This is a genomic window from Streptomyces sp. B6B3 (assembly GCF_039871525.1).
In the GTDB taxonomy this organism is placed as follows: domain Bacteria; phylum Actinomycetota; class Actinomycetes; order Streptomycetales; family Streptomycetaceae; genus Streptomyces.
This window is the reverse complement of sequence record NZ_JBDPLU010000002.1, coordinates 706,699-729,914: the sequence shown is the minus strand read 5'-3', so window position 1 is coordinate 729,914 and position 23,216 is coordinate 706,699. Positions and strand designations below refer to the sequence as shown.

At 73.9% G+C, this 23,216-nt stretch carries 23 protein-coding genes; 9 read left to right on the top strand and 14 right to left on the bottom strand.

What is annotated here, in order from left to right:
• Positions 1–54: 54 nt before the first annotated feature.
• The 4 genes from ABGB06_RS07500 to ABGB06_RS07485 form a co-directional block, all read right to left on the bottom strand.
• Positions 55–1,287, bottom strand: coding sequence for a HAMP domain-containing sensor histidine kinase (locus ABGB06_RS07500; RefSeq protein WP_347586489.1), 1,233 nt, complete (start codon positions 1,285–1,287; stop codon positions 55–57).
• The gene (locus tag ABGB06_RS07495; protein ID WP_347586487.1) at positions 1,284–1,940 is read right to left on the bottom strand and encodes a response regulator transcription factor; all 657 of its coding nucleotides are present in this window, start codon (positions 1,938–1,940) and stop codon (positions 1,284–1,286) included. The genes ABGB06_RS07500 and ABGB06_RS07495 overlap by 4 nt, the downstream gene beginning before the upstream one ends.
• 327 nt (positions 1,941–2,267) lie before the next feature.
• Complete coding sequence (locus ABGB06_RS07490) at positions 2,268–2,744, bottom strand: MSMEG_6728 family protein (RefSeq protein WP_347586485.1); 477 nt, start codon at positions 2,742–2,744, stop codon at positions 2,268–2,270.
• 8 nt (positions 2,745–2,752) lie between these two features.
• Positions 2,753–4,078: a PP2C family protein-serine/threonine phosphatase gene (locus ABGB06_RS07485; protein WP_347586483.1), complete on the bottom strand. Its 1,326-nt coding sequence runs from the start codon at positions 4,076–4,078 to the stop codon at positions 2,753–2,755.
• Positions 4,079–4,220: 142 nt separating this feature from the next.
• Here ABGB06_RS07485 and gndA point away from each other — a divergent pair, with 142 nt between their 5' ends.
• From gndA to ABGB06_RS07445, 8 genes are all read left to right on the top strand, one after another.
• Entirely contained in the window at positions 4,221–5,672 is a 1,452-nt protein-coding gene (gndA, locus tag ABGB06_RS07480) for an NADP-dependent phosphogluconate dehydrogenase (RefSeq protein WP_347586481.1), read from the top strand.
• A 190-nt stretch (positions 5,673–5,862) separates the two neighbouring features.
• Positions 5,863–6,006, top strand: coding sequence for a hypothetical protein (locus ABGB06_RS07475; protein WP_347586480.1), 144 nt, complete (start codon positions 5,863–5,865; stop codon positions 6,004–6,006).
• Positions 6,007–6,166: 160 nt separating this feature from the next.
• The gene (locus ABGB06_RS07470) at positions 6,167–6,919 is read left to right on the top strand and encodes a hypothetical protein (RefSeq protein ID WP_347586478.1); all 753 of its coding nucleotides are present in this window, start codon (positions 6,167–6,169) and stop codon (positions 6,917–6,919) included.
• Positions 6,916–7,839: a hypothetical protein gene (locus tag ABGB06_RS07465; protein ID WP_347586476.1), complete on the top strand. Its 924-nt coding sequence runs from the start codon at positions 6,916–6,918 to the stop codon at positions 7,837–7,839. The genes ABGB06_RS07470 and ABGB06_RS07465 overlap by 4 nt, the downstream gene beginning before the upstream one ends.
• 704 nt (positions 7,840–8,543) lie before the next feature.
• Complete coding sequence (locus ABGB06_RS07460) at positions 8,544–9,671, top strand: serine hydrolase domain-containing protein (protein ID WP_347586474.1); 1,128 nt, start codon at positions 8,544–8,546, stop codon at positions 9,669–9,671.
• 59 nt (positions 9,672–9,730) lie between these two features.
• Positions 9,731–9,994 carry a GlsB/YeaQ/YmgE family stress response membrane protein gene (locus tag ABGB06_RS07455; protein WP_347586472.1) on the top strand — a complete coding sequence of 88 codons (264 nt, stop codon included), beginning with the start codon at positions 9,731–9,733 and terminating at the stop codon, positions 9,992–9,994.
• Positions 9,995–10,126: 132 nt separating this feature from the next.
• Positions 10,127–11,125, top strand: a complete 999-nt coding sequence (locus ABGB06_RS07450) for a glycosyltransferase family 2 protein (protein ID WP_347586470.1) — start codon at positions 10,127–10,129, stop codon at positions 11,123–11,125.
• On the top strand, positions 11,125–12,513 hold the full coding sequence (locus ABGB06_RS07445; RefSeq protein ID WP_347586468.1) for a polysialyltransferase family glycosyltransferase: 1,389 nt from the start codon (positions 11,125–11,127) through the stop codon (positions 12,511–12,513). Before ABGB06_RS07450 ends, ABGB06_RS07445 begins: the two co-directional genes overlap by 1 nt.
• Positions 12,514–12,606: 93 nt before the next feature.
• Here the strand turns inward: ABGB06_RS07445 and ABGB06_RS07440 are convergent, their stop codons facing one another.
• On the bottom strand, positions 12,607–13,614 hold the full coding sequence (locus tag ABGB06_RS07440; RefSeq protein WP_347586466.1) for a sulfotransferase: 1,008 nt from the start codon (positions 13,612–13,614) through the stop codon (positions 12,607–12,609).
• 149 nt (positions 13,615–13,763) lie between these two features.
• Here ABGB06_RS07440 and ABGB06_RS07435 point away from each other — a divergent pair, with 149 nt between their 5' ends.
• On the top strand, positions 13,764–14,546 hold the full coding sequence (locus ABGB06_RS07435; RefSeq protein ID WP_347586464.1) for an SGNH/GDSL hydrolase family protein: 783 nt from the start codon (positions 13,764–13,766) through the stop codon (positions 14,544–14,546).
• A 44-nt stretch (positions 14,547–14,590) separates the two neighbouring features.
• Here ABGB06_RS07435 and ABGB06_RS07430 read toward each other — a convergent pair whose 3' ends face one another.
• The 9 genes from ABGB06_RS07430 to ABGB06_RS07390 all read right to left on the bottom strand — a co-directional run bounded on the left by ABGB06_RS07430 (position 14,591) and on the right by ABGB06_RS07390 (position 23,205).
• Positions 14,591–15,646: a tartrate dehydrogenase gene (locus ABGB06_RS07430; RefSeq protein WP_347586462.1), complete on the bottom strand. Its 1,056-nt coding sequence runs from the start codon at positions 15,644–15,646 to the stop codon at positions 14,591–14,593.
• A 78-nt stretch (positions 15,647–15,724) separates the two neighbouring features.
• Complete coding sequence (locus ABGB06_RS07425; protein WP_347586460.1) at positions 15,725–16,405, bottom strand: dual specificity protein phosphatase family protein; 681 nt, start codon at positions 16,403–16,405, stop codon at positions 15,725–15,727.
• A 198-nt stretch (positions 16,406–16,603) separates the two neighbouring features.
• On the bottom strand, positions 16,604–16,867 hold the full coding sequence (locus ABGB06_RS07420; RefSeq protein WP_347586458.1) for a hypothetical protein: 264 nt from the start codon (positions 16,865–16,867) through the stop codon (positions 16,604–16,606).
• A 60-nt stretch (positions 16,868–16,927) separates the two neighbouring features.
• On the bottom strand, positions 16,928–17,602 hold the full coding sequence (locus tag ABGB06_RS07415) for an HAD family hydrolase (RefSeq protein ID WP_347586456.1): 675 nt from the start codon (positions 17,600–17,602) through the stop codon (positions 16,928–16,930).
• 48 nt (positions 17,603–17,650) lie between these two features.
• Positions 17,651–18,898, bottom strand: coding sequence for a cation:proton antiporter (locus tag ABGB06_RS07410; protein ID WP_347586454.1), 1,248 nt, complete (start codon positions 18,896–18,898; stop codon positions 17,651–17,653).
• Between the two features lie 239 nt (positions 18,899–19,137).
• On the bottom strand, positions 19,138–19,749 hold the full coding sequence (locus ABGB06_RS07405) for a response regulator transcription factor (RefSeq protein ID WP_347586452.1): 612 nt from the start codon (positions 19,747–19,749) through the stop codon (positions 19,138–19,140).
• 295 nt (positions 19,750–20,044) lie between these two features.
• Positions 20,045–20,269: a hypothetical protein gene (locus ABGB06_RS07400; protein WP_347586451.1), complete on the bottom strand. Its 225-nt coding sequence runs from the start codon at positions 20,267–20,269 to the stop codon at positions 20,045–20,047.
• A 132-nt stretch (positions 20,270–20,401) separates the two neighbouring features.
• Positions 20,402–20,581: a hypothetical protein gene (locus ABGB06_RS07395; protein WP_347586450.1), complete on the bottom strand. Its 180-nt coding sequence runs from the start codon at positions 20,579–20,581 to the stop codon at positions 20,402–20,404.
• Between the two features lie 200 nt (positions 20,582–20,781).
• Positions 20,782–23,205 carry a D-alanyl-D-alanine carboxypeptidase gene (locus tag ABGB06_RS07390; RefSeq protein WP_347586449.1) on the bottom strand — a complete coding sequence of 808 codons (2,424 nt, stop codon included), beginning with the start codon at positions 23,203–23,205 and terminating at the stop codon, positions 20,782–20,784.
• Positions 23,206–23,216 lie beyond the last annotated feature (11 nt).

Here is a 23,216-nt window from a genome sequence, read left to right as displayed (position 1 = left end):
GGGCCGCGGCCCGGCAGCCCGGCCGATCCGCGGCGGCCCTCGGACCGCCGCGGATCAGCCGGGGCAGGCCGGGAGGGTGACGACCACCACCAGGCCGCCGCCCTCGCGGGGCCGGGCGGTGGCCTCGCCGTCGTGGGCGCGGGCGACCGAGCGGACGATGGACAGGCCGAGGCCCGCGCCCCTGGCCGTGATCACCCGGTCCTGGCCCAGCCGGCGGAACGGCTCGAAGAGGGCGGGCACCTCGTACGGCGGCACCACGGGCCCGGTGTTGCTCACCTCCAGCTCCGCCCGGCCGTCGGCCAGCCGGCGGCTGGTGATCCGCACCCAGCCGCCTGGCTCGCCGGTGTTGTGCCGGATGCCGTTCTCCACGAGGTTCTGCACCAGCCGTTCCAGCAGCAGGGCGTCGCCGGCGGTGGGCGCCTCGTCCGCCTCCTCGCGCAGCGCCACCCCGGCCAGCCGCGCCTCCTTCTCGGTCTGCGTGGCCACGTGCGCGGCGATGTCGGCGAGGTCCACCGGAAGCCGCTCGGGTATCTCGCGGTCCGAGCCGGCGAGCAGCAGCAGGCCGTTGATCAGCCGCTCGTGTCGGGTGTTGATCTCCAGCAGGTGCTCGCCCAGCCGCCGGACGTCCGCCGAGGCCGACGTCCGGTGCATGGCCATCTCGACCAGCGCCCGGCCCACGGTCAGCGGCGTGCGCAGCTCGTGCGAGGCGTTGGCGACGAAGCGGCGCTGCCCGTCGAACGAGCGGTCGAGGCGCTCCACCATGACGTCGAAGGCGTCCGCCAGGTCCCTGACCTCGTCGTCGGGCCCGGACAGCGAGATCCGCTCGTGCAGCCCGCGGTCGGCGGCCGGGGCCGCGGCGATCCGCCGCGCGGTCTCGGTGACGCGGCGTAGCGGGGCCAGGACGCGGCCGGCGACGAGCCAGCCGAAGCCCGCGGCCACGCCCCCGACCACCAGCAGCGCGAGGCTGCCCTGGGTGAGCAGGGAGGCGGCGGCGGCGTCCTCCAGCCGGTCGGTCTGGGCGTTCGACCACTCGTCGACGGCGGCCTCGTCGGTCAGCGGCGGCCGCGACCCCTGTTCGTCCGCCGGGGCGCCGTTCGTGGCGTTCTCCGAGCCCTCCGCGGTGAGCGACGCCTCCCCGCCGAGCCGCTGCTGGAACAGCGCGTAGGTGGCGCCGAGCAGCACCACCCCGGCGGCGAGGAACATCCCGCCGTAGATCAGGGTCAGCCGGGTGCGCAACGTGATCCGGCGCCGCGCGTCCGTCGGACGCCGCCTCGTCTGACGCCTCATCGGATCCGGTACCCCACGCCCGTGACGGTCTCCACCACCGGCGGGTCGCCCAGCTTGCGGCGCAGCTTCAGCACGGTGAGCCGGACCACCCCGGTGAACGGGTCGGCGTGCTCGTCCCACACCTTCTCCAGCAGCTGCTCGGTGGAGACGGCCGCGCCGTCGCCGCGCAGCAGCTCGGTGAGCAGCGCGAACTCCTTCCGCGACAGCGGCACGTAGCGTTCGCCGCGGAACACCTCCCGCCGGCCCTGGTCCAGGGTGAGGCCGGCGCGCCGCAGCACCGGCGGCGCGGCGGGCCGACAGCGCCGTCCCAGCGCCAGCACCCGGGCGGCCAGCTCGGGGAAGGCGAACGGCTTGGTCAGGTAGTCGTCCGCGCCCAGGCCGAGCCCGGCCACCCGGTCGGTGACCTCGGACGCGGCGGTGAGCATCAGCACCCGCGTGGTGCCACCCACCGCGACCAGCTCCCGGCACACGTCGTCGCCGTGCACCACCGGGAGGTCCCGGTCCAGCACCACCACGTCGTAGTCGTTGACGGCGACGCGCTCCAGCGCGGCCTCCCCGTCCCCCACGACGTCCACGGCGTGCGCTTCCGCGCGCAGCCACTCGCCGATCGCCTCCGCGAGCATCGGCTCGTCCTCCACCACCAGCACGCGCATCGTCGGCTCCTTCCCCCACACGTTCCCCGGCCATCGTCCCGACCGGGCCGTTTCCTCCGCGTCAGGACGCGGGGCCGCGGGCCGGTCGGCCGAACGGAAACCGCGGGGAAAACGGCCCGCCCGGTTCCGTTCGGTCGTCGGGCGCGGCATCCGGCCGAGCCCTCAGGAAGGAGACGTGGACGATGCGGACCGGGATCCGTGGCGCGCTGGCGGCCCCGCCGGGCCGTCCGCGTGCGGCCTGCTCCGGTTCCCGGCCCGCGGCCGGTGGTGCGGGCCCAGCGGCCGGGTTCGGGGCGGCCGGGCACGCGGTGTGCCGCCGAGGAGCGGCTATGGGCTGGCGGTCTCCCGGTCGGAGGCGGGCCAGACGTAGGGGAGGTCGGCGGGGACGTCGGGGAAGAGCGGTGCGTAGGCCGCCGGGTCCTTGCGCACCAGCGCGGACTGGTGGCTGACGTGGAAGGCCGGGTCGCCGAGCCACGGGGGCAGCTCGCCGGCCGCGGCCAGCGCGTCCTGGTTCCGCGGCTTCGCGATGCCGGTGAGCGACCGCAGGTCGGCCAGCAGCGTCGCCGCGCACGTGTCGGCCCGGCCCTCCCGGCACCATTCCGCGCAGACGTCGAGCCCGTAGCGCACCAGCGCCTCCTGGTAGCCGGCCCATATCCGGACCGCCGGATGCCGGCGCCAGCCGTAGCCGGGCACCAGCAGGCCGCGCAGCACCTGCACCGTCTCCACCCGCTGCTTGCCGAGCCGGCGGGCGTCCAGCACCCGGGCGGTCGCCGGGAAGTCGGGGTACGGCAGGAACGTCTGCACCCGCCGGATCACTTCGGTACGGGCCGGATCGCCGGCTCGGGCTCCGGCACCCCGACGAGGTCCGCCGCCTCCCCGGGCCGGTACGGCTCGGGGCCGTGCCACTCCAGCACCAGGACGGTGGCGTCGTCGCCCAGCTGGCCGTGGTGGTAGTGCAGGTGGTGCCTGATCAGCCGGCGCAGCGTCTCCGGGACGGGCAGACCGTCGGTCTGGTGGCGGATCAGGAAGTCCGTGAACCGTTCCAGGCCGAACTCGCGCCCGCCGGGCCGGCGCGCCTCGGTGATCCCGTCGGTGTACAGCACCAGGCGGTCGCCGGGCTGCAACTGGCTCTCGCACACGGTGATCGGCAGGTTTCCGCCGATGCCGATGGGCAGCCCGGGCGCGCAGGACAGCGACACCGCCGTCCGGCCCCTGATCAGGATCGGCATGTGGTGGCCGCAGCTGATCCAGCGCATCAGGCCGGTGTCCAGCTCCAGGTCGGCCAGGATGCTGGTGACGTAGCGGTTGCCACCGAACTGTTCGAAGAGCAGCGCCTCGGCCGCCTTGGCGCTCTGCACCAGGCTCGCGCCCTGTCGCCGGGAGTTCCGGCAGGAGGCGAGCGCCAGGTTGGCGGTGAGGCCGGCGGCGGTGTCGTGCCCCATCGCGTCGAAGATGCTCACGTAGACGTTGCTGGCCGTCAGGCTGTAGTCGAACGCGTCGCCGCTGACCTCGTAGGCCGGCTCCATGACCGCGCTGATCACCACCCGGTCGGTGGCGAACGTCTGCGGCTGCATCAGCCGCCACTGGAGCTCGGCCGCGACGTTCATCTGCCGCCGTCGCACCAGCCGCGCGTGCGTCTCGCTCGTGCCGCGCTTGGCGACCACCAGCAGCGCGACCAGGCCGGCCAGGACCCGCATGTCGTCCATGTTGGTCGGGCTGTCGGCCGTGGTGCTGATCCGCATCACGCCCAGCCGTTCCACGCCGTCCAGCAGCGGCACCCACCACTGGTTGGGATCCTGCTGGACCGAGGAGGCCGGGAGGATCTCGCCGCGCTGGAAGGCCCGGCCGGCCACGGTGCCCTCCAGCGCCAGCTCGCGTGGCTCGCCGTCCTTCCCCGGAGGCGGCTCGTGCTCGGTCAGCAGGACGCACGACCGCTGTTGGAGGTCGGCCAGGTAGATCAGCACGTCCCGCATGCCGACCCGGGCCGCGTGCTTCGCCACCACGCCCGGCAGCTGTTCCAGCATCGTGAAGTGGACGGCGAGGATCAGACCGGTCAGCATGGCGGCGAAGTCGGCGGCCGTGACGTCCTCGGCTCCGCCGCGAGGCGGCTCGTCCTCCTCCTGCTGCTCGTGTCCCATATCGGGATTCTGACAGAATGCGTACTTCTGGGTGGATAGGGACACGTGCCCTGGGATTCCCCGGCGGGATGCCGGGGCAGGCGGCCTGGGGTGACCTGGAGTGAGTGCTGGGGCTTCAGCGGACGGACGGGAGTTGAGTGACATGGCGCGGCAGGCTCAGATCGGCGTCACCGGGCTCGCGGTGATGGGGCGGAACCTGGCCCGCAACCTCGCCCGGCACGGGCACGTCGTCGCGGTGCACAACCGGACCGCCGCCCGGACCCGGGAGCTGGTCGAGGAGTTCGGCCACGAGGGCGACTTCCGGCCCGCCGAGTCCGCCCGCGACCTCGTCGGGTCCCTGGAGCGGCCGCGCCGGCTCGTCGTCATGGTCAAGGCGGGCGCGCCGACGGACGCGGTGATCGACGAGTTCGCCCCGCTGCTGGAGCCGGGCGACATGATCATGGACGGCGGCAACGCGCACTTCGCGGACACCCGGCGGCGCGAGGCGGCGCTCCGGGACCGCGGGCTGCACTTCGTCGGCTGCGGCATCTCCGGCGGGGAGGAGGGCGCGCTGCACGGCCCCAGCATCATGCCTGGCGGCTCCGCCGAGTCCTACGCCGCGCTCGGCCCGCTGCTGGAGAGCATCGCCGCCAAGGTGGACGGCGAGCCGTGCTGCACCCACATCGGCCCGGACGGCGCCGGGCACTTCGTCAAGATGGTGCACAACGGCATCGAGTACGCCGACATGCAGCTGATCGCCGAGTCGTACGACCTGCTGCGCCGGGTCGCCGGCTACCGCCCCGACCGGATCGCCGAGATCTTCCGCGGGTGGAACACCGGCCGGCTGGACTCGTACCTGATCGAGATCACCGCCGAGGTGCTGGCGCACACCGACGCCGCGACCGGCGGCCCGTTCGTCGACGTCGTCGCCGACCGCGCGGAGCAGAAGGGCACCGGGCGGTGGACCGTGCAGTCCGCGCTCGACCTCGGCTCGCCGGTCTCCGGGATCGCCGAGGCGGTCTTCGCCCGCTCGCTGTCCGGGCACGTGGACCTGCGCGAGGCGGCGCACGACCTGCCGGGCCCGGCGCGCCCCGAACTGCATCCGGACGACGCCCGGCAGTTCACCGACAACGTCGAGCAGGCGCTGTACGCGTCCAAGATCGTCGCCTACGCCCAGGGCTGGCAGCTGCTCGCCAGCGGCAGCGAGGAGTACGGCTGGGACATCGACCCGGCGGGCGTCGCGGCCATCTGGCGCGGCGGATGCATCATCAGGGCGCGTTTCCTGGAGGAGATCAGGGCCGCGTACCGGGACGGCGGGCGCGGCGCGGGTGGCGCGCCGGTGACCCTGCTGACCGACCCGACCTTCCGGGAGGCGCTGCTCGGGGCCCAGAACGCGTGGCGCCACGTGGTGGCCACGGCCACCGAACTCGGCGTCCCGACACCGGGGTTCTCGGCCGCGCTGACGTACTACGACGCGTTGCGGGCGGACCGGCTGCCGGCCGCGCTGGTGCAGGGGCTGCGCGACTACTTCGGGGCCCACACCTACCAGCGGACGGACCGCGAGGGCACGTTCCACACCCTGTGGGGAGGGGACCGCTCCGAGGTGACGGCCTGACGGGGGTCGCCCGAACGGCGGTACGGAGGGGGTCTCCTCCTCGTTGGCGCGTTTGTCCGTATTTGTCTACCTTTGGACCGTGGGGTCGTGAGTGACGGCCCACATCTGGAAGGAGAGACCTATGGCCAACCGTCAGATGACCCGTCCGGCCGGTACCGAGCTAGCGGGCCCCGCGGAGCAGGGCGCGGTGATGAGGCTCGCCATACAGCCCGAGGCCGGCGTCAGCGACGCGCCGCTGTTCGTCCCGCAGGCAGCCGCGCTGACCCTACTGCTCGGCCTGCTGCTCGCCGCTCCCAAGGAGCCGCAGGAGCCGAAGGCGCCCAAGAAGGTCTGAGGGTTCGCGGAGGCTCCACGGCGTTGGTGGCGATGCGATCTCCGGGTGGCCACCCGGAGGGGCATCGCCACCACGTCGCCGTGACCGCGCCCGTCCCCCCACCACCCGTTCCACCACCCGTTCCACCACCCGTTCGGAACCCACCGAAGGCGAGCCCTGGATGGCAAACGCTGACACCGTCGACACGGACTTCGCGGCGGCCACGGCCGACCTCGCGAACCGCGTGCTGACCGCCCTGGACCATCCGCGCGACGCGGACTCCCTCACCCACCACGTCGAGTCCGCGGCCGATCCCAAGGCCGCGCTCGCGGCCGTCCGGGTCCTCGCCGGCGACGCGCTGGCCGCCCATGTGCTGGCCGGCGCCGCGGTGCCGGAGGACGACGCGGCCACCGCCGTCGAGGCCATGCGGCTGTTCCCGCTGGCCCCGGCCGTTCCCGGGACCGACCCGGACACCGCCCGGGTGGCGGCCTGGCGCGACTGGGGCCTGCTGCAGATCGTGACCCGGCAGGGTGGCCTCTCCCTGGACACGCCCCCTCGTCCGGCGGTCGAGTCGTTCGCCGGCGGGCCGGCGGACGGCGACGAGGCGATCACCTGGCGCCCGTGGTGCGTGCAGCTGGCCCAGCTCTCCCCGCTGGCCCTGCCGGGGCTCGACGGCCCGGTGCACGAGGCGGCGCGCCGCAACACCGTCCCGCTGGTCCGGGGTCTGACCTGGGCGATGCTCCGCCGGGACTTCCCGCTGGCCGCCCGGCTCGGCCGGTGGCTGGCCCTGCTGACCGGCCAGGGGCTGCGGATGCCCGTGGAGGCCGGCCCGCTGCTCGACCACATCCAGCTCTTCGGGGCCGTCGAGTCCCGCACGGTGCTCGACGTCGAGATCGGTCGACGTCTGCTGCACCGCAGGGAGGCACCAGCATGACCGCGTCAACCGACTCCGTCGCCACCACCGCCCACCGGATGGCCAGCCGCGCGCTGGACTGGCTCGCCCAGCACCACCAGCTGGGCGCTCTCAACATGGAGAGCACGGTGGACATGCCCAAGCCCGATGAGACCTACAAGCCGCTGGGAGAGACGGCGCTGGCCGCCTCCCTGATGCTGCGCGAGGGCGTCGCCGGACCGGGGGAGGCGCAGACGGCCCAGCGACTGCTGGACTTCGCCTGGGAGGAACTGCGCGAGGGCGACCTGCTGTACGCCCGTCAGCTCCGGCACCCGATGCTGAGCGACCCGCTGGAGCTGTACGCGCACTTCGCCCGCGCCGGCTACCGGCACCGCAAGCTCGACGAACTCCTGCGGCACCTGCTTCGGCTGCGTTCCCCGCGGGTCTCCGAGGTGCTGCCGAACCGTCAGCTCGCGGTGGCCAACGCCGCCCGCGTCGTCGGGCTCGACGACCAACGGGACTGGGCGGCGCTGACCGACTTCACCTGGCTCGGCGCCACCCCCGAGCCCTGGTCGATGGACTGGATGGCCGCCTACAACGTCACCCACACCGTCTTCCACCTCACCGACTGGGGAGGCGACCGGGACGGCCTGCCCCCGCGGATCCAGGAGTACCTGGCCACCTGGCTGCCCGCCTGGGTGGAGACCTGGCGGGAGGTCGGGCAGTGGGACCTGATCGGGGAGCTGCTGCTGACCGACAACTGCCTGCCGGAGCCGGTGTGCGGGGTGGAGAACTGGGAGCGGTTGGCCGCGGTGCAGCACGAGGACGGGATGCTGCCCCGGGACGACGAGCCGCTGCCCGACGATCCGGCCGAGGTCTACCGGGCGCATCACCACCCCACCGTGGTCGCCGCGGCCGCCGGCACGATCGCCCTCTCCCGCGCCCTGGGCGCCGCGGCGTGAGCGCGGCGCCTCCCGCGCGCGTGCCGTCGGAGGGCGGCCGACCCCCGAGGCCGCGGCGGTGGGCCACGCGGCCCGCTCCCTGCCGCCGGGCACGCGGCACTGCCGGCTGGGCTGCCGCCGGCAGGTGGGCGGCGGCGCGAGAGCCGCTGGCGCTCCCGGCGCCGGGAGGCGCGTCGGTCCGGTGCGACACGCTCGGCGCTTGCCGGGTGCGGGGCGCCCTGTGGTGCGTGGTCCGGTCGTGGCGTTCGGGCTCATGGTGCCGTCCGCGGGGTGCCGCGGCATGAGTCCCGCGCCGGGCTTGCCGGATGCGGGGCGCCTCGCGGCGCCGGATGGGCTCGCGGCTTCGCCGGTGTGGCCGCTGCCGGGCCGTGCTCGCCGCCGGCCCACCGGCGTTCCGGGCGTTCCGGGCGTTGGGCGGCGTGCTTGGCCGGTGCGAGGCGCTCGGTGCGTGCCGGGTGTGGGACATCCTGCGGCGCGTGGCCCGGCGGTGGCGCGGCCCACCGGGGTTCCGGGCGTTCCGGCCGTTGGGCGGCGTGCCTGGCCGGTGCGACGCGCTCGGTGCTCGCCTCCTCCGGGGCAGCTCGCGGCGTGCGGCCAGGGCCCGGCCGGAACCGCGGTGCCGCCGGGGCGGCGGCCCGGGGCGGGTGGCCGCCGGCCGGCGTGCCGCAGGCCCGCCCGTGCTCGGCGGGGCGGGACGGGCCGCAGTGGCTGAGCTGGTGCCCGAGCGGGCGGACGTGGGGGCGCCGGCGGCTCCTGCGGAGCCGGCCGGCAAGGCCGACGTGCTCGGGTTGGGGGAGGCGGCGCGGCGGCTGGTCTCCGTCGCGGTCGGCGCGACCGCCGTGGCCGTCGCCGCCACCCGGGGCGACGAACGCGGCACGGTCTGCCTGGGCAGGACCGCCGCCGTGGGGGGCGCGGCGGCCGGACCGGCCACCGGCTTCGACCTGGCCTCCCTCAGCAAGACCTGCACCGCCCTGCTGCTGGCCGACGCGCACCTGCGCGGCGAGGTGCGGCTCGACGAGCCGATCGCCCGCCACCTCCCGCCGGGCGAACGGCCGCACCGGGGGGACGGCGGGCGGATCACGCCGCTGCACCTGGCCACCCACACCGCCGGACTGAGCCGGCAGCCCCTCGGCCTGCTGCTGACGGCGCTGCCCCGCTGGACGACGCTGCCGTACTCCCGGTTCACCGCCGACCACCTGCGCCGGGCCGCGGCCCGCAGTCGCCCCTGGCCCGCGCCCGGGCGGTACGTGCGCTACTCCAACCACGGCGTCGGCCTCCTCGGCACCGTCCTCGCCGAGGCGACGGGGGAGAGCTACGAACACCTCCTCGCCACCCGGGTCTGCGCGCCCCTGGGTCTGCGCGACACGGTCGCCGTGCCGGCCCCGCCGGCCGAGACCGTCGCCCGCCCCGGCTGGGCGACCGGCCACCGAAACGGGCGTCCCCTCCCGCCGATGACCGCGCACGGCCTGCCGGCCGCCGGCGGTGTCGTCAGCTCGGCCCGCGACATGCTGCGTTTCCTGGAGGCCCACCTCCGCCCCGCCACCAGCCCGCTCGCCGCCGCGCTGGCCGAGGTCCGCCGGCCGCGCCTGGCCCTGCCCCGCCTCGACCAGCACCTCGCGCTGGTCTGGAACGTCCGCCGTTTCCCCGACCACGACATGTACTTCCACTCCGGCGGCGACCGAGGTTTCGCGACCTTCGCCGGGTTCTCACCCCAGGCGGACGTCGCCCTCGTCGCGCTCGCCAACGCCGGGCCCGGCCGCCGCGCCGAGGTCCCGAAGGTCGCGTACGGCCTGCTCAGGGGCCTGGTCGACGAGGCGCTCGCGGCCCGCTGAGGAGTGCCCCGGAGGGAACGGGACACTCGAAGCGGCACATCACACGAAAGGGCTCGTACATGGATATCTCCGGCATCATCAGCGCGATCATCATCGGTCTGGTCATCGGCGCCCTGGCCCGGCTGGTGCTGCCGGGTCGCCAGCGCGTCGGCATCCTGTGGACGATCGTCGTCGGCATCGTCGCCGCCCTCATCGGCACCGCCATCGCCGAAGGGCTCGACGTCGCCGACACGAACGGCGTGGACTGGATCGAGTGGCTGATCCAGATCGCCCTGGCCGCCATCGGCGTGACCGCGGTGGACCGCGCCAGAGTGCACCGTTAGGGCCGGCCGCGACGCCGCCGGACGCGAGGGGAACGCGGGAGAAACGACGTACGCCGACCCGTCGCCTAGCGTTCACCCCGGCGTTGGGTGACCGACAGAACTGAGGACGGCCACGAACCTACGATCACCCCAATGGTCAGGCTCTCCGTCATCGTTCCGTTCTACAACGTGCAGTCCTACGCCCCCGAGGCGATCAGGAGTCTGCACGCCAACGCGACTGAGGAGATCGAGTTCCTCCTCGTCGACGACTGCTCCAAGGACGACACACCGCGCATCCTGGAGCGCGCCGCGGGCGAACTCCCCAACGCCACCTTCCTGCCACGCGAGCGGAACGGGGGACTGGCGACCGCGCGCAACACCGGTCTCGACCGGGCCCGGGGCACGTACGTCACCTTCCTCGACGGTGACGACTGGCTGGCGCCCGGCTACTACCGGCAACTGCTCTCCGCCATCACCGAGTTGGACTGCGACTTCGTGCGAACCGACCATGTGCAGTGCGCCGCCCGCGCCCGCACCATCCACCGCGTGCCGCACGGCCGGCGCGGTGTGGTGCTGAACCCGCGCGAGGCGATCCTGCCGGTCGACACCACCACGTCGGTGGACTACGCCTACGCCTGGGCCGGCATCTACCATCGCCGGCTGCTGGACGACGGCCTGTTGCACTTCACCGACGGCCTGCGCACCGCCGAGGACCGGCCCTGGATCTGGCGACTGCACCGCGAGGCGCGCTCGTTCGCCGTCGTCGGCCTGCTCGGCGTCTTCTACCGGCGCGGCGTCGCCTCCTCGTTGACCCAGATCGGGGATGTCCGACAGCTCGACTTCATCCGCGCCTTCGACCAGGTCGTCGAGGAGACCGCACGCGATCCCGACGCCGACCGGCTGCTGCCCAAGGCCGTCCGCACCTACTGCGCCATCATCTCCCACCACCTGAACAACAGCGAGAGGTTCGAAGCACCCGTGGCCCGCAAGCTGCGCGCGATGAGCGCCGCCGCCCTCAAGCGCATGCCGAAGGACGTCCTCGCGGAGGCGCTGGACGAGATGGACTACGAGCGCGCCGGGCGACTGCGCTGGCTGCGCCGCCGGCTCGGCCAGCCGGCCCCCGGCACCTCCCCCGCCAAGGCGGCCGTCTGATGAACTGTCCGAGCGACGCCCCACGCATCCAGCTCTTCGTCGCCTCCACCCTCTACGGCGCCGCCACCCTGGCCGCCGCCCTGGACAGCGAGCTGTTCCCCGCCGCGCGGCGCCGGCTGCTGCTGGTCTGCAACAACGCCGCGAGCCCGGAAACCACCCCGGCGCTCGACGAGACGCCGGGATTCGACCGGCTGCGCGGCCGGTTCGACGCGGTGCTGTCCTGGAACGACGCGATAGCCCCGATGCACCCCGGATCCTGGGAGCCGCGCGCCGTCGACGTCCCGATGTGGGAGCGGCACCTGCGGATGCTGTGGGACCTCGGCGACGACGAGCTCGACCTCGTCGTCGAGTCCATCCAGGTCAACCCGTCGCGCGCGCTGGCCCGGCTGTTCCCCGCCGCCCCGATACAGGTCTACGCGGACGGGCTGATGAGCTACGGCCCCACCCGGAACAAGCTCGAACTGCTCATCGGCACCCGCATCGACCGGCTGCTCCACCCCGACCTGCTGCCCGGTGTGCGGCCGCTGCTGCTCACCGAGTTCGACGTGCCGCCGTGCACCGTGCCGACCGCGGCGATGCGGAAGGTGCTCGCCGATCTCGCCGACGCCGCCGTGCCGGCCGCGCCCGACCAGCTGGCCCCGTCGGAGGATCCGCCGGCGCTCGTGCTCGGCCAGTACCTCTCGGCGCTGGACATCCTGCAGCCCGCCGAGGAGCAGGAGCTGCATCTGCGGATGCTCCGCGGCGTCGCCGAACTCGGCCACCGGCACGTGGTGTTCAAACCGCACCCGACCGCGCCCGTGGGCTGGTCGCGGCGCCTGGAGGAGGAGGCGGAGGCGCTCGGCGTCGAGCTGACCGTGCTGGACGTCCCGGTGCTCGCCGAGGTGCTCTACGAGCGGCTGCGCCCGGCGCTCGTCGTCGGCGCGTTCTCCACCGCGCTGCTCACCGCCTGCGTCTTCTACAACCTCCCGGTCGCCCGGCTCGGCACCGAGATGTTGCTGGAACGCCTCGCCCCGTACCAGAACAGCAACCGGGTCCCGGTGACCATCGTGGACGCGATGCTGCCGCCGCTCGACGACCCCGGCGCGGTGCGGGCCTGGCGGATGCCGACCGAGAAGGAGAACCGCGAGGCGCTCACCGGCCTGCTCGCGGCCGTCGGCTTCTCGATGCAGCCGCAGCTCTACCCGCGGCTCCGGCCGGTCGCCGAGCGCTTCCTGGCCGACTCGTTCCACGGCGAGACCCGGCGCTACTTCAAGCGCCGCCGGCTCACCGCGCTGGCGCTCCCGGGCGCCGTGCCGCAGCGCCTGGCGTTCATCCCGCGGAACCGGACGGTGCGCAGCGCGGCCCGTAAGGTGCGGGCCCTCCAGCGCCGGCTCGCCCGAACGGCCTGACGCGTCGGGCCTCCTGCCCCGACCACCGGGCTGGGGCAGGAGGCCCGACGCGTGCCGCGCGGGACGACGGATCAGCGGGGGTGCGGGCCGGGCTCAGCCGCGGCGGTAGCCCCAGGTCTCGGCGATCTCGGCCAGCCGGTCCGACAGGCCGGCGAAGTGGTCGCCCTCCCTGGCCGGCTGTATCTTGCCGGACTTGATCTTCTCGCTCCAGTCGCCCATGTGCGGCCGGAACGTGCCGTGGTCCTGCTCCCCGTACTGCAGCATGCCCGCCTCCCACTCCACGCCGAGGTAGTGGCAGATCTCCCGGGTGGTCTTCTCGGGGTCGGCGGTCAGCTGCTCGTACGTCAGCACATGCCCGTCGAGGCCCTGCCTGGCCTCCTCCAGCGTCTCCGCGTAGCGCGACACCTCGGCGTGGATCGCCTCCAGGTCCGGGTCGGTGCGCCGGTTCACCAGGGAGCTCATCACGGCGCCCGGGTGGCGCAGCAGGAAGAGATAGCGGGCGTTCGGCCAACACTCGTGCAGGCGCCGCCAGACCAGGGTGTTGGCCGGGGTCTTGTCGGCGATGATCTCCTTGCCGCTGCGCTCCAGCTCCACGTGCAGCACCCGGTCCCAGAGCAGGTGCTCCAGCTCCGGCCGGTCCAGCTGGAGGCCCTTCATCGCGTCGCCGGTGAACGGCCGGGTCAGCTGCACGTGCAGGGTGCGCAGATGCATCTCGTGCGGGGCGCGGATCTTCGAATGGCTGTTCAGTAGCACCCGCAGCAGGGTGGAGCCCGAGCGCACCGAGGAGAGCACGAAGACCGGCGAGTCGACGAGCCGGCCGGCGTGCGGCGCGACGTAGGCGGGCTGCTTCGGCTTGTCCGCCTTCTCCGCCTTCTCCGCCTTCTCCGCCGGCTCCGCTGACTTCCCGGGCCGGTCGGAACCGGTGTCCCTGGGCGCCGACGGGTTCTCGGCGCGGCCCGGGCCCGCGGCCTGTCGCGCCGCGCGCTCCGCCGGTCGGGCGACGGCCCCGGCGGGCCGCTGGCCGCGGCCCCGGCGGGGCGGGCTCAGCGCCTCGGCGAGCAGCCTGCCGCGCCGCCTGAGTCCCTTGCCTACAGCGCTCACTCGCACACCCCTGCCTTCGTCACGTCGCGATCGGCCATTCCATGCGACCGCGGCGAACGCAGGATGGCCACGAGGTTACGACCGCCCCATCACCTCGCTGGGTGCCCACCCGCCTGCTGTCCCCGCCCCGAACTAGCATGATGGGCGCCATGAACGACTCGCCACGCTTCCGCAGCTTCGTCGCCCTGGGGGACTCCTTCACCGAGGGCATGTCGGACGCGTTGCCGGACGGCACCTACCAGGGCTGGGCGGATCGGCTCGCGCGACGGTTGGCGGCGGGGCAGGTCGACTTCCGCTACGCCAACCTCGCGGTGCGCGGCAAGCTGATCGGGCAGATAGCGCGCGAGCAGGTCCCGGTCGCCGCCGCGATGAACGCGGATCTGGTCACCCTCGTCGGCGGGCTGAACGACGTGCTGCGGCCCCGCTGCGATCTGCGGGCCGTTTTCGAGCGGCTGGCCTGGTCGGTCGAGCGGCTGGCGCCCACCTGCTCGTGTCTGGTGCTGATGCGCTCACCGGCCCGCCGCGGCCCGGTGCTGGAGCGCTACCGCAACCGGCTGACGCTGCTGTACCGCTTCATCGACGACCTCGCGGCCCGGCACGACGCGCTGGTCGTCGACGTCTACGCGTCCAGGACGCTGGGCGACTCCCGGCTGTGGGCGGACGACCGGCTGCACCTGACGGGCGAGGGCCACCGGCGGGTCACCGAGGCGGTGTGGCAGGCCCTCGGGTTCCCGGCCACGTTCGACTGGGACGCGCCGCTGCCGGCGGCGATCCCGCCGCACTGGCTGACCCGGCTGGGCGCGGACGCCCGGTTCGCCAGGGAGCACCTGCTGCCCTGGGTCGGGCGCCGGCTCACCGGCCGCTCGTCCGGCGACGGCCGGCTGCCGAAGCGGCCCGACCTGTCGCCCCTGGCCTGGGAGGACAGCAGGTGACGGCCGGCCGCCGCGCCGGGCGCGGCGGCCGGCGACGGCGCGGCTCACAGCAGGGCGAGCAGGGCGTCGGTGAACTCCGCGGTGGAGGCCGTGCCGCCGAGGTCGGGCGTGCGGACGTCGGTGCCGGCCAGCACGGCCGCCATCGCCTTCTCGATGTCCGCCGCCGCCTGCTCCTCGCCGAGGTGGTCGAGCATCAGCGCGGCCGACCAGACGGCGCCCAGCGGGTTGGCGATGCCGCGCCCCGCGATGTCGGGCGCGGACCCGTGGACCGGCTCGAACATGGAGGGGTGCTCGCGTTCGGGGTTGAGGTTGGCGGAGGGCGCGATGCCGATGCTGCCGGCGACGGCCGCGGCCAGGTCACTGAGGATGTCGCCGAAGAGGTTGGAGCCGACGACGACGTCGTAGTGGCCGGGACGCAGCACGAACTTGGCGGCCAGCGCGTCGATGTGCTCCTGCTCCCAGACGACGTCCGGGTGGTGCGCGGCGCGTTCGGCCACCAACTGGTCCCAGAACGGCAGTGTGTGCACGATGCCGTTGGACTTCGTGGCCGAGGTGAGCCGCCCACCGCGCCGCTCGGCCAGCCGGAACGCGAAGGTCAGCACCCTGGTGACCCCGGCGCGGGTGAACACCGCCTCCTGGACGGCCATCTCGTCGGGGAAGCCGCGGTTGAGCCGGCCGCCGATCTCGCTGTACTCGCCCTCGACGTTCTCCCGCACCACCACGAAGTCCACCTCGCCGGGCACCGCCGTGCGCAGCGGGCTCTGCACGCCCTCGAAGAGCCGGATCGGGCGGAGGTTCACGTACTGCCGGAAGGCCCGGCGGATCGGGATCAGCAGGCCCCACAGCGAGACGTGGTCGGGCACGTCGGGGGAGCCGACGGCCCCCAGCAGCACGGCGTCGTGCTCGCGCAGCCGGTCGATGCCGTCCTCGGGCATCATCGCGCCGTGCCGGGCGTAGCGCTGGCAGGACCAGTCGAACTCCTGGTAGTCGAGGGTGAAGCCGTGCCGGCTGCTGACGGCGTCCAGCACGCGGCAGGCCGCGTGGACGACCTCGGCGCCGATGCCGTCACCGGGGATCAGGGCGATGCGGTGGTTGTTCATGACGCGATTGGAACAACCGAGGCGCACGCCTGTCCATGATCGGACCGTGGACGGCCAGTCAGTGAGACCGGGACCCGGTCACCAGAGCACGGAGCTGATCCGGCGCGGCGCGTCGAGCGCCCGGCTGATCGCCTGGACCGCGGTCGGCGGCTGGTCGGAGTCGTCCGCGTCGGCCGTCAGTACGTAGTACACCTGCTCGATCGACGGCGGCCCCACGGCCAGCGTCCGCAGCGCCGCCTGCTCGTTGTCGGCCTGCCCGGTCCGCACCAGGTACGCGGCGGTGATCGAGCCGGTGCGACCGACGCCGGCGCCGCAGTGCACGAACACCGGGCCCGGCGCGTCCCGGACGGTGGCGATGAACGCGTCGACCTGCTCGGGCGTGGGGGTCTGGCCGTCCCGGATGGGCATGCGCACGACGTTCAGGCCGGCGCGCTCCGGCTCCGCCAGCTCGTCCGCGGACAGGTCCTCGGCCCGCAGGTCGACGACCGTGTGCACGCCCCGCGCGACGAGCTCCTCGTAGCCCTCCGCCTCGGGCGCGGAACCGCGCCAGAGCGTGTCGTTCACCGCCTGGAGGTGGTTGATCCCGGCGACCTTCTCGCCCGAGGAGTAGTGCTGTCCGGCCCAGGCGGACACCCCGAGCATCCCCAGCACGGCAGCCAGCCACAGCACGACGTAGCCGACCGCGCACAGGCCGAGCACCTTGCCGGTCCGTCGGAGCGCCGGGCGTATCCGGGCGCCGAGGGCGTGGGCCGACGCCACGGGACCACCACCTGACTGGTCGTCTCCACGGAGGGGAGCGAAAGGGGAAACCGCACGCTATCCCGACATCGCCGACGGTCGGCCCGCATGCCCGCACGTGTGGCCAAGCCCACAGATCATCCGCACCCCGCCCCGCCCCCGCCCCGGCGACGCGACGCGGCCTGGTCGGGGTTCCTGGGCGAGCGGGCCGGGAAGGCCCTAGCGGGCCGTCGCCTGGCCCTGGCCGAGGACGGTGGCGAGGGCCCGGTTCGCGGTGACGTCGCTGAGGCAGCCGTGCAGCCGCCAGAGGTCGTGCTGGGGGAGCGCCGGGCGCAGCACGCCCGCGAAGACGCCGTCGCCGAGCGCGGCCAGCGACGACTCCCCCCGGAGCGCCGAGGTGGCGCGGTGGCAGCTCTCCCACAGGTCCCGGGCAGCGGAGCCGAGCGCCCTCGCGTCGTCCTCCGGGAGGTCGCGCACCTCCATCCGGAAGACGACGGTCGTGGCCGCCGAGTCGGGCGGCGTCTGGGAACGCGGCGCGAGCCGTCAGAGCTCGGCGTCGTTGACGTCGTGCACGTTGCCGATGAGCTGGCGGAGCGAGGTGATGCGCATCGTGGGCAGCAGATGGGCGTCGGGGTGGTGCTGGTGGATCACGCCCCACGGCCCGCGGACCACCAGGGCGGTGCGCAGGCCGAGCGCGGCGGCGGGGCGGATGTCGTGGTCCAGCCGGTCCCCGACGTAGAGGATCTCGTGCGGCGCGGCGCCGAGTTGGCCGCCGATCCGGGACACCAACCGCTCGAAGAACGCCGGATCGGGCTTCTCCACGCCCCATTCGCCCGAGGTGGCCGTCAGATGCACGTGGCTGGAGAACATGGTGCGCAGCACCCGGCCGATGCGTGCCGTGTGGTTCCCCGCGACGCCCAGGAAGAGGCCGGCCTGGCGCAGCTCCTTCCAGGCCAGCCGGACGTCCGGGTACAGGTCGTTCTCCCCGTACCACTCGGCCTCGCCGCACGCCTCCCGCTTGGCCCGCTCCTCCTCCATGTCGAAGCCGGGGCGGAACACCTGGAAGGTCTCGTGGTGGTCGCGCCCCTGCGCGACCAGCGCGCCGAACTGGGCGGCGAAGGTGTGCCGGGGGACGCCGAGCCAGTCGGCCCAGCCGGCGAACTCCCGGGTCTGGTCGATCACACACTCGCCGATGCCGAACACCACAGCACGGATCATGGGCGCAGCGTATAGATATCCACGGCACGGGCGAAACGGGGACGGGCGTCACTCAATAGGGTGAAGTGCGCGGTGCGGGGCGTCGGTTCGGGACTCCGGCGCCAGTCCCAGCCCGTGCAACACGGGCCCCGCCATCGCCGTGGTCACCAGGGCCATCAGCACCATCATGGTGAACAACTCGGGGCTGATGACGTCGAGTTGCCGCCCGACGTCCAGGATCACGATCTCGGTCAGCCCGCGGGTGTTCATCAGCATCGCGAACCCGGTCGACTCGCGCCACGACATCCCGCACAGCCGGGCCGGCAGCAGGGTGCCCGCGACCTTTCCGATCACCGCCGTGGCCAGGACCAGGGACAGCACCAGCGCGCCCGACCAACCCAACGCCCCGACGTCCACGGACAGTCCGGTGACGATGAAGAACACCGGCAGCAGCAGCGCCGCCACCCGGGCCAGCGGGGCCTGCAGTTGGCCGTCCTGGAGCTCGCGTCGCGGCAGGTCGCGGGGCATCACCAGGCCGAGGGCGAACGCCCCGAAGATCGCGTGGATACCGATCCAGGACGTCGCATAGGACGACAGGAACACCGCGGCGGCGAGCATCGCCGCGAGCGAGCCGCCGTACCCCCGGCGCCCCACCGCGCGGGTCAACAGCCGGCCCAGCAGCGGCCGCACCACCAGCAGCATGGCCAGCGCGTAGCCCAGGGTCAGCGCGAGCACCGCGACGAACCGGCGCACCCCGGTGGCCTCCGTCAGCGCCACCACCAGCACCAGCGCACACCAGGCGAGCACGTCGCCGACCGCGGCGCAGGCCATGGCCATCGTGCCGACCCGGGTGCGGGACAGCCGGCCGTCCGCGATGATGCGCGCCAGCACCGGGAACGCGGTGATGGAGAAGGCGGTGCCCAGGTACAGCGCGAACGTGCCGGGGCCCACCGAGCCGCCGCCGTACGACCCGTACAGCAGGACGGCGCACCCGGCGCCGAGCACGAACGGCATCGCCATCGACAGCACGGAGAGGCCGCCGACCGCCCGGCCGCGGCCGCCCAGCCGGGCCAGGTCCAGCTCCCAGCCCGCCAGGAACATGAAGAGCAGCAGCCCGAACTGCGCGATGGCCGACATCATCGGCCGCGCGTCCTCGGGGAAGAGCAGGCGTGGCAGGTCGCCGGGCAGCAACCCGAGAACGCTGGGGCCGAGCATGATCCCGGTGGCGATCTCCGCGACCACCGGTGGCTGTCGGAGCCGACCGCTGAACCGCACCATCGCCGCTCCCGCCAGGAGCACGAGCGCGACATCCGCCATGACGACGGTTTCCGGTGGTAGCCCGCCAGGACCTTCCATTTCGCCTCCTGACCGCTCAGGGGAGAGCCTCGCAGGGGGTTATTGCCCTGTCCATCGGTCGAGAGAGGGAAAAAGAAGGTGCCCGGAGGGCGGGAAACCGGCACCTGAGAACGAAAAACGTCGGGAATTCGGCAGAAGGGAGGAGTGGTGGGGCGCGTTCGCGCGCGACGGTGCCCGTTCGTTCGCCTCCGTGCGCGGGTTCACCGCGAGGCCGGGTCGCTCTGCACCAGTCCCGCCTCGTAGGCGTAGATGACGGCGTGCACGCGGTTGCGCAGTTCCAGCTTTTCGAGCATCCGCTGCACATGTGACTTCACGGTGCTCTCGCTCACGAGCAGCGCCGCCGAGATCTCGGCGTTGCTGAGGCCGCGGGCGATGAGCCGCAGCACGTCCGCCTCCCGCCGCGTCAGATGCCGGAGGCAGCAGGCGACCGCCTCGCCGTTCTCCGGCCGCTCGGTCGGCTCTCCCGGTGCGCTCGTCGAGCGCGCCTCGTACGAGGCGCGCGACCCGCCCGGCGGCAGCGCGCTCCCGCGCCGGCCGCTCGGCGGCAGGACCAGCGCGTACCCGGCGGCCACCAGGCGCACCCCGCCGACGATCTCCGCCGGGCTGGCCCGGTCGAGCAGCATCCCGCGCGCGCCGGCGCGCAGCAGCCGCCGGGCGCTGTCCTCCTCGAACCGGTCGAGCACCACCAGGATCGGCGCGCCGCCCTGCTGCCGGCGGCGGCTCTCCGCCCCCACCAGGCGCACGGCCTCCACGACGTCGAACGACCGCACGTGGGCGTCCAGCAGGACCACGTCGGGCTGCTCGTCCGCCATTACCGTGACGGCCCGCGGAACATCACCAGCGTCACCCGTCACCTCGAAATCAGGAATGCTCGCGAAGAGCGTCCGGTATCCGGCCCGGGTAACGGCTCGGTCATTCACGACGAGTATTCTGGTGACGGCACCCTGATTCACTGCACCCCCCGGCGGCGAGATATCCCGTCAAGCTAGCACGGGTCGCCGATTCCGAGGTCCGGCCGCGATCGCTCCCGGACATCGGAAAGGATCAGGCCTCACGGCCTCACGGCCTCACGGCCTCACGGCCTCACGGCCTCACGGGATCACGCGTTCACGGGATCAGAGGTCCCCCGCCGAGCACGGTGGCGCGCTCCAACACCTTCTCCAGCGGGTCGTCGATCTGGCCCGTCTTGACCAACGCGAACTGCGGTCCCAGAGGCGAATCCGTGTACGACTCGTCGGCGCTCGCGCCGCCCGCCCCCAGCACCGTGGTGATGCCCGCCGTCGCCGCCACCGCTGACCACCGCGCGATCGCGCGTGCTCGCCTGCCGTTCACCTGTGCCTCATCTCGTTCGGCCCACCGGCTGTTCGGTCTGTTAATCAGGCGGAAGCTCGAAAGGTTACGGGCTCAGCAGCTGTTCATACGTGTCATCAGCCCACGGTCACCCGGGCGGGTGAGGGGCGGCGCTCACAGCGGCGGGCGGTAGTTCTCCGCCTTGTCGAGAATCGCCGTCAGCCGCGCCCACTGGGCGGCGGCCTCCGCCGTGGGACCCACGGTGAAGTCCTCCGGATCGAGGAAGTCGAGCCGCTCGCGCGTGGCCGGGTCCAGGTCCCGCCACGCGGCCTCATCCTGCGGTGACCGAGCCACAGTCGTCGCACACCCAATTGCCGTTGTTCAGCCGGTGACCGTTGCTCGACCCGCACGACGGACATTCCATAGGGCTGCCCCCTCACGCATCCCTGGCTGTCGAGAGACCGACTGTAGCGTGCGACGGCCCGGCACGGCAGACCTCGACGCGCCGGGGAGGAGAGCCCTCCCCGGCGCGTCCGCGGCCGGTTCCGGTCGTCCTAACCGAGGCGCAGCAGCCGGGCGCCGAACCCGGGCTCGACGAGGTCCTCGGCGAGCGCCACGGGGACGCTCACCCCGCCGTCGCCGTCGCCCACCAGCAGCCGTCCCACCGGGGTGTCCGCGTCCGCGGAATGCGGGAGCGGGCCGGTCGCGTCGCCGTCCTCGGACTCCGGGTCCCGGTAGCTCTCCTCCAGCTCCACGCGGACCTCGAGGCCCGGCCAGCCGACCGCGGTGACGTCCTCGGTGACCGTCACCGGGGTGGTGCCACCGAGCCCGTCGTCCACCTCGCCGACCACGTCGCCCGCCTGGAACACCCGCTCCGACACCAACTCGTCCTGGGCGAAGTCCATCAGCTCCTCGCCCGCGGTGAGCGCGCCGGTCAGGATCGAGTTGTCCGTCGGGTGCGGCGGCTGGCCCAGCACCGCGCCGAGGATCAACCGGCGCTCTCCGTCGACCTCCTGCTCGGCGGCGAACATCAGGCAGCCGCCGGCGGCCGTCGTGGTGCCCGTCTTGATCCCCACGACGCCGTCCACGGGCACCAGGTAGTTCCAGTTCCCGTGCTCCTGGTCGTAGGAGTCCTCGTACATGGACACGCCCACGATCTCGCGGAACACCGGGTCGGCCATCGCGGCCTCGGCGAGCAGCACCTGGTCGGCGGCGGTGCTGACGGTCTCCGGCTCCAGACCGCTGGGGTCGGTGTAGGTGGTGTTCTCCATGCCCAGCTCCGCCGCGGTCTCGTTCATCTGCTCGATGAAGTCCTCCTCCGAGTCGGAGACCCAACGGGCCACCAGCCGGGCGACGTTGTTGGCCGAGGCGATGAGGATCGCCTGGAGCGCCTCGTACTCGCTGATGCTGTCGCCCTCGCGCACCTCCACGGTGGACTCGGAGTCCGACTCGCTGAGCCCGGCCTCCTCCTCGGCCCGCTGGTCGATCTCGATGCCGGGGCCCTGCTCGCCCGGCTCCAACGGATGCTCCTGGAGCAGCAGATACGCGGTCATCACCTTGGCCACCGAGGCGATGGGCACCGGCTCCGACCCGCCGGACTGGCCGAACGAGCCGATGCCCTGCACGCCGAGCGCGGCCTGGCCGGTTTCCGGCCACGGCACGGACGGGGACTCGCCGTCGAAGGTGAACGACTCGGCGGCGGTCACCTCCAGCCCCGGATCGGGCAGCGGACGCAGCGACTGGGCGACCACGAAGACGATCAACAGCAGCACCGCGAGCGGCGTCCAGATCTTGAGCCGGCGCAGCAGCACCCGGAGCGGGGTGGGCGGCGGCGCGGGGCGGTTGGTCAGCGCCGCGAGCAGCTCCATCGGGTCCCGGTCCGCGTCGGCGGGCGGCGGCGCCGCGGTCGGCCTCGGCGGCGCGGCGGGCGGGGGTGGCGCCGCCGTCCCGCTCCCGCCCACGCGGAGCGCCGTCGTCGGGCGGTCCACCACTCCGCCGGGTCGTCTGCCGCTCCCGGCGGCGGCGTCGTCCCGGCCGGCCTTCCGCGCGGCCTCCGAGCCGGCGGCGGGCGGGCCGCTGGGCGGGCCTGAGGGCGCGCTGGCCGGCGCCTCGGGGGGCTTGGCGGGGGTCGGCGGGGTCGCGCGCCGCTCGGCCGCTCCGGCGGCGCTGACGGCCGCGTCGGGGTCGCCGTCCTCCTCGCGAGCCGGTGCGCCGGTCTCCGGCGAGGGCTTCGGCGCCCCATCGCCCGTGTCGTCGCCCGTGTCGCCGTCCGTGCCGTCGGTGGGGCTCTCGGCGGGCTTCCGGGCCGGGGCCGGCTCCCGCGGGTCCCTGGGGGCGCCCGAGGGCTCCGCGGGCGCGGCGGGGGGCGCGGCGCCCGCGCCCGTGGCGCCGCCGGAGTCGTCCGCCGGGTCGGTCGAGTCGTCCGCCGGGTCGGTCGAGTCGTCCGCGTCGTCCACCGCGTCGTCCGCGTCGTCCGCCGAATTGTCCGTGTCGTCCGCTCCGTCGGCGGAGTCGGCCGTGTCGTCCGCCGGGTCCGCCGGGTCCTTCGGGTCCTGTGAGTCCGCCGAGTCGTCGGCGGGCTCTGCGGGCTCTGCGGGCTCAGTGGGGGCCTGGGGCGCCTCGTCGTCGTTCCCCGCGGCCGGCGGGGCCTCGGCGGAGTCGCCGCTCCGCTGGGCGCCGATGGTCCCGCTGGTCCCCCCGGAGGCGGCGCCGGGGGCCGGCTCCGCGCGGGGCACGGGTTCCCCGGCGTCGTCGGCCGGCGTGGCGGGTCCCGGTATCAGTTCTGCCGGTGACGCGTCGCGCGCGCCGTTCGCGCTCGGCGCGTCCGCCGCGCTCTCGCTCGCGTCGTCCTCGGGATCCGTCGCTGCCCGGGGAACCCTGTCGGGGGTCTCGGGCGTCTTCTCCGGTGACTGCCCTCCCTCGATCGTCGACGCTCGCTCCCGATCCCGTCCCGAAATGTCCGGGGACTCGCCCGCCACCGTGCCTCCTT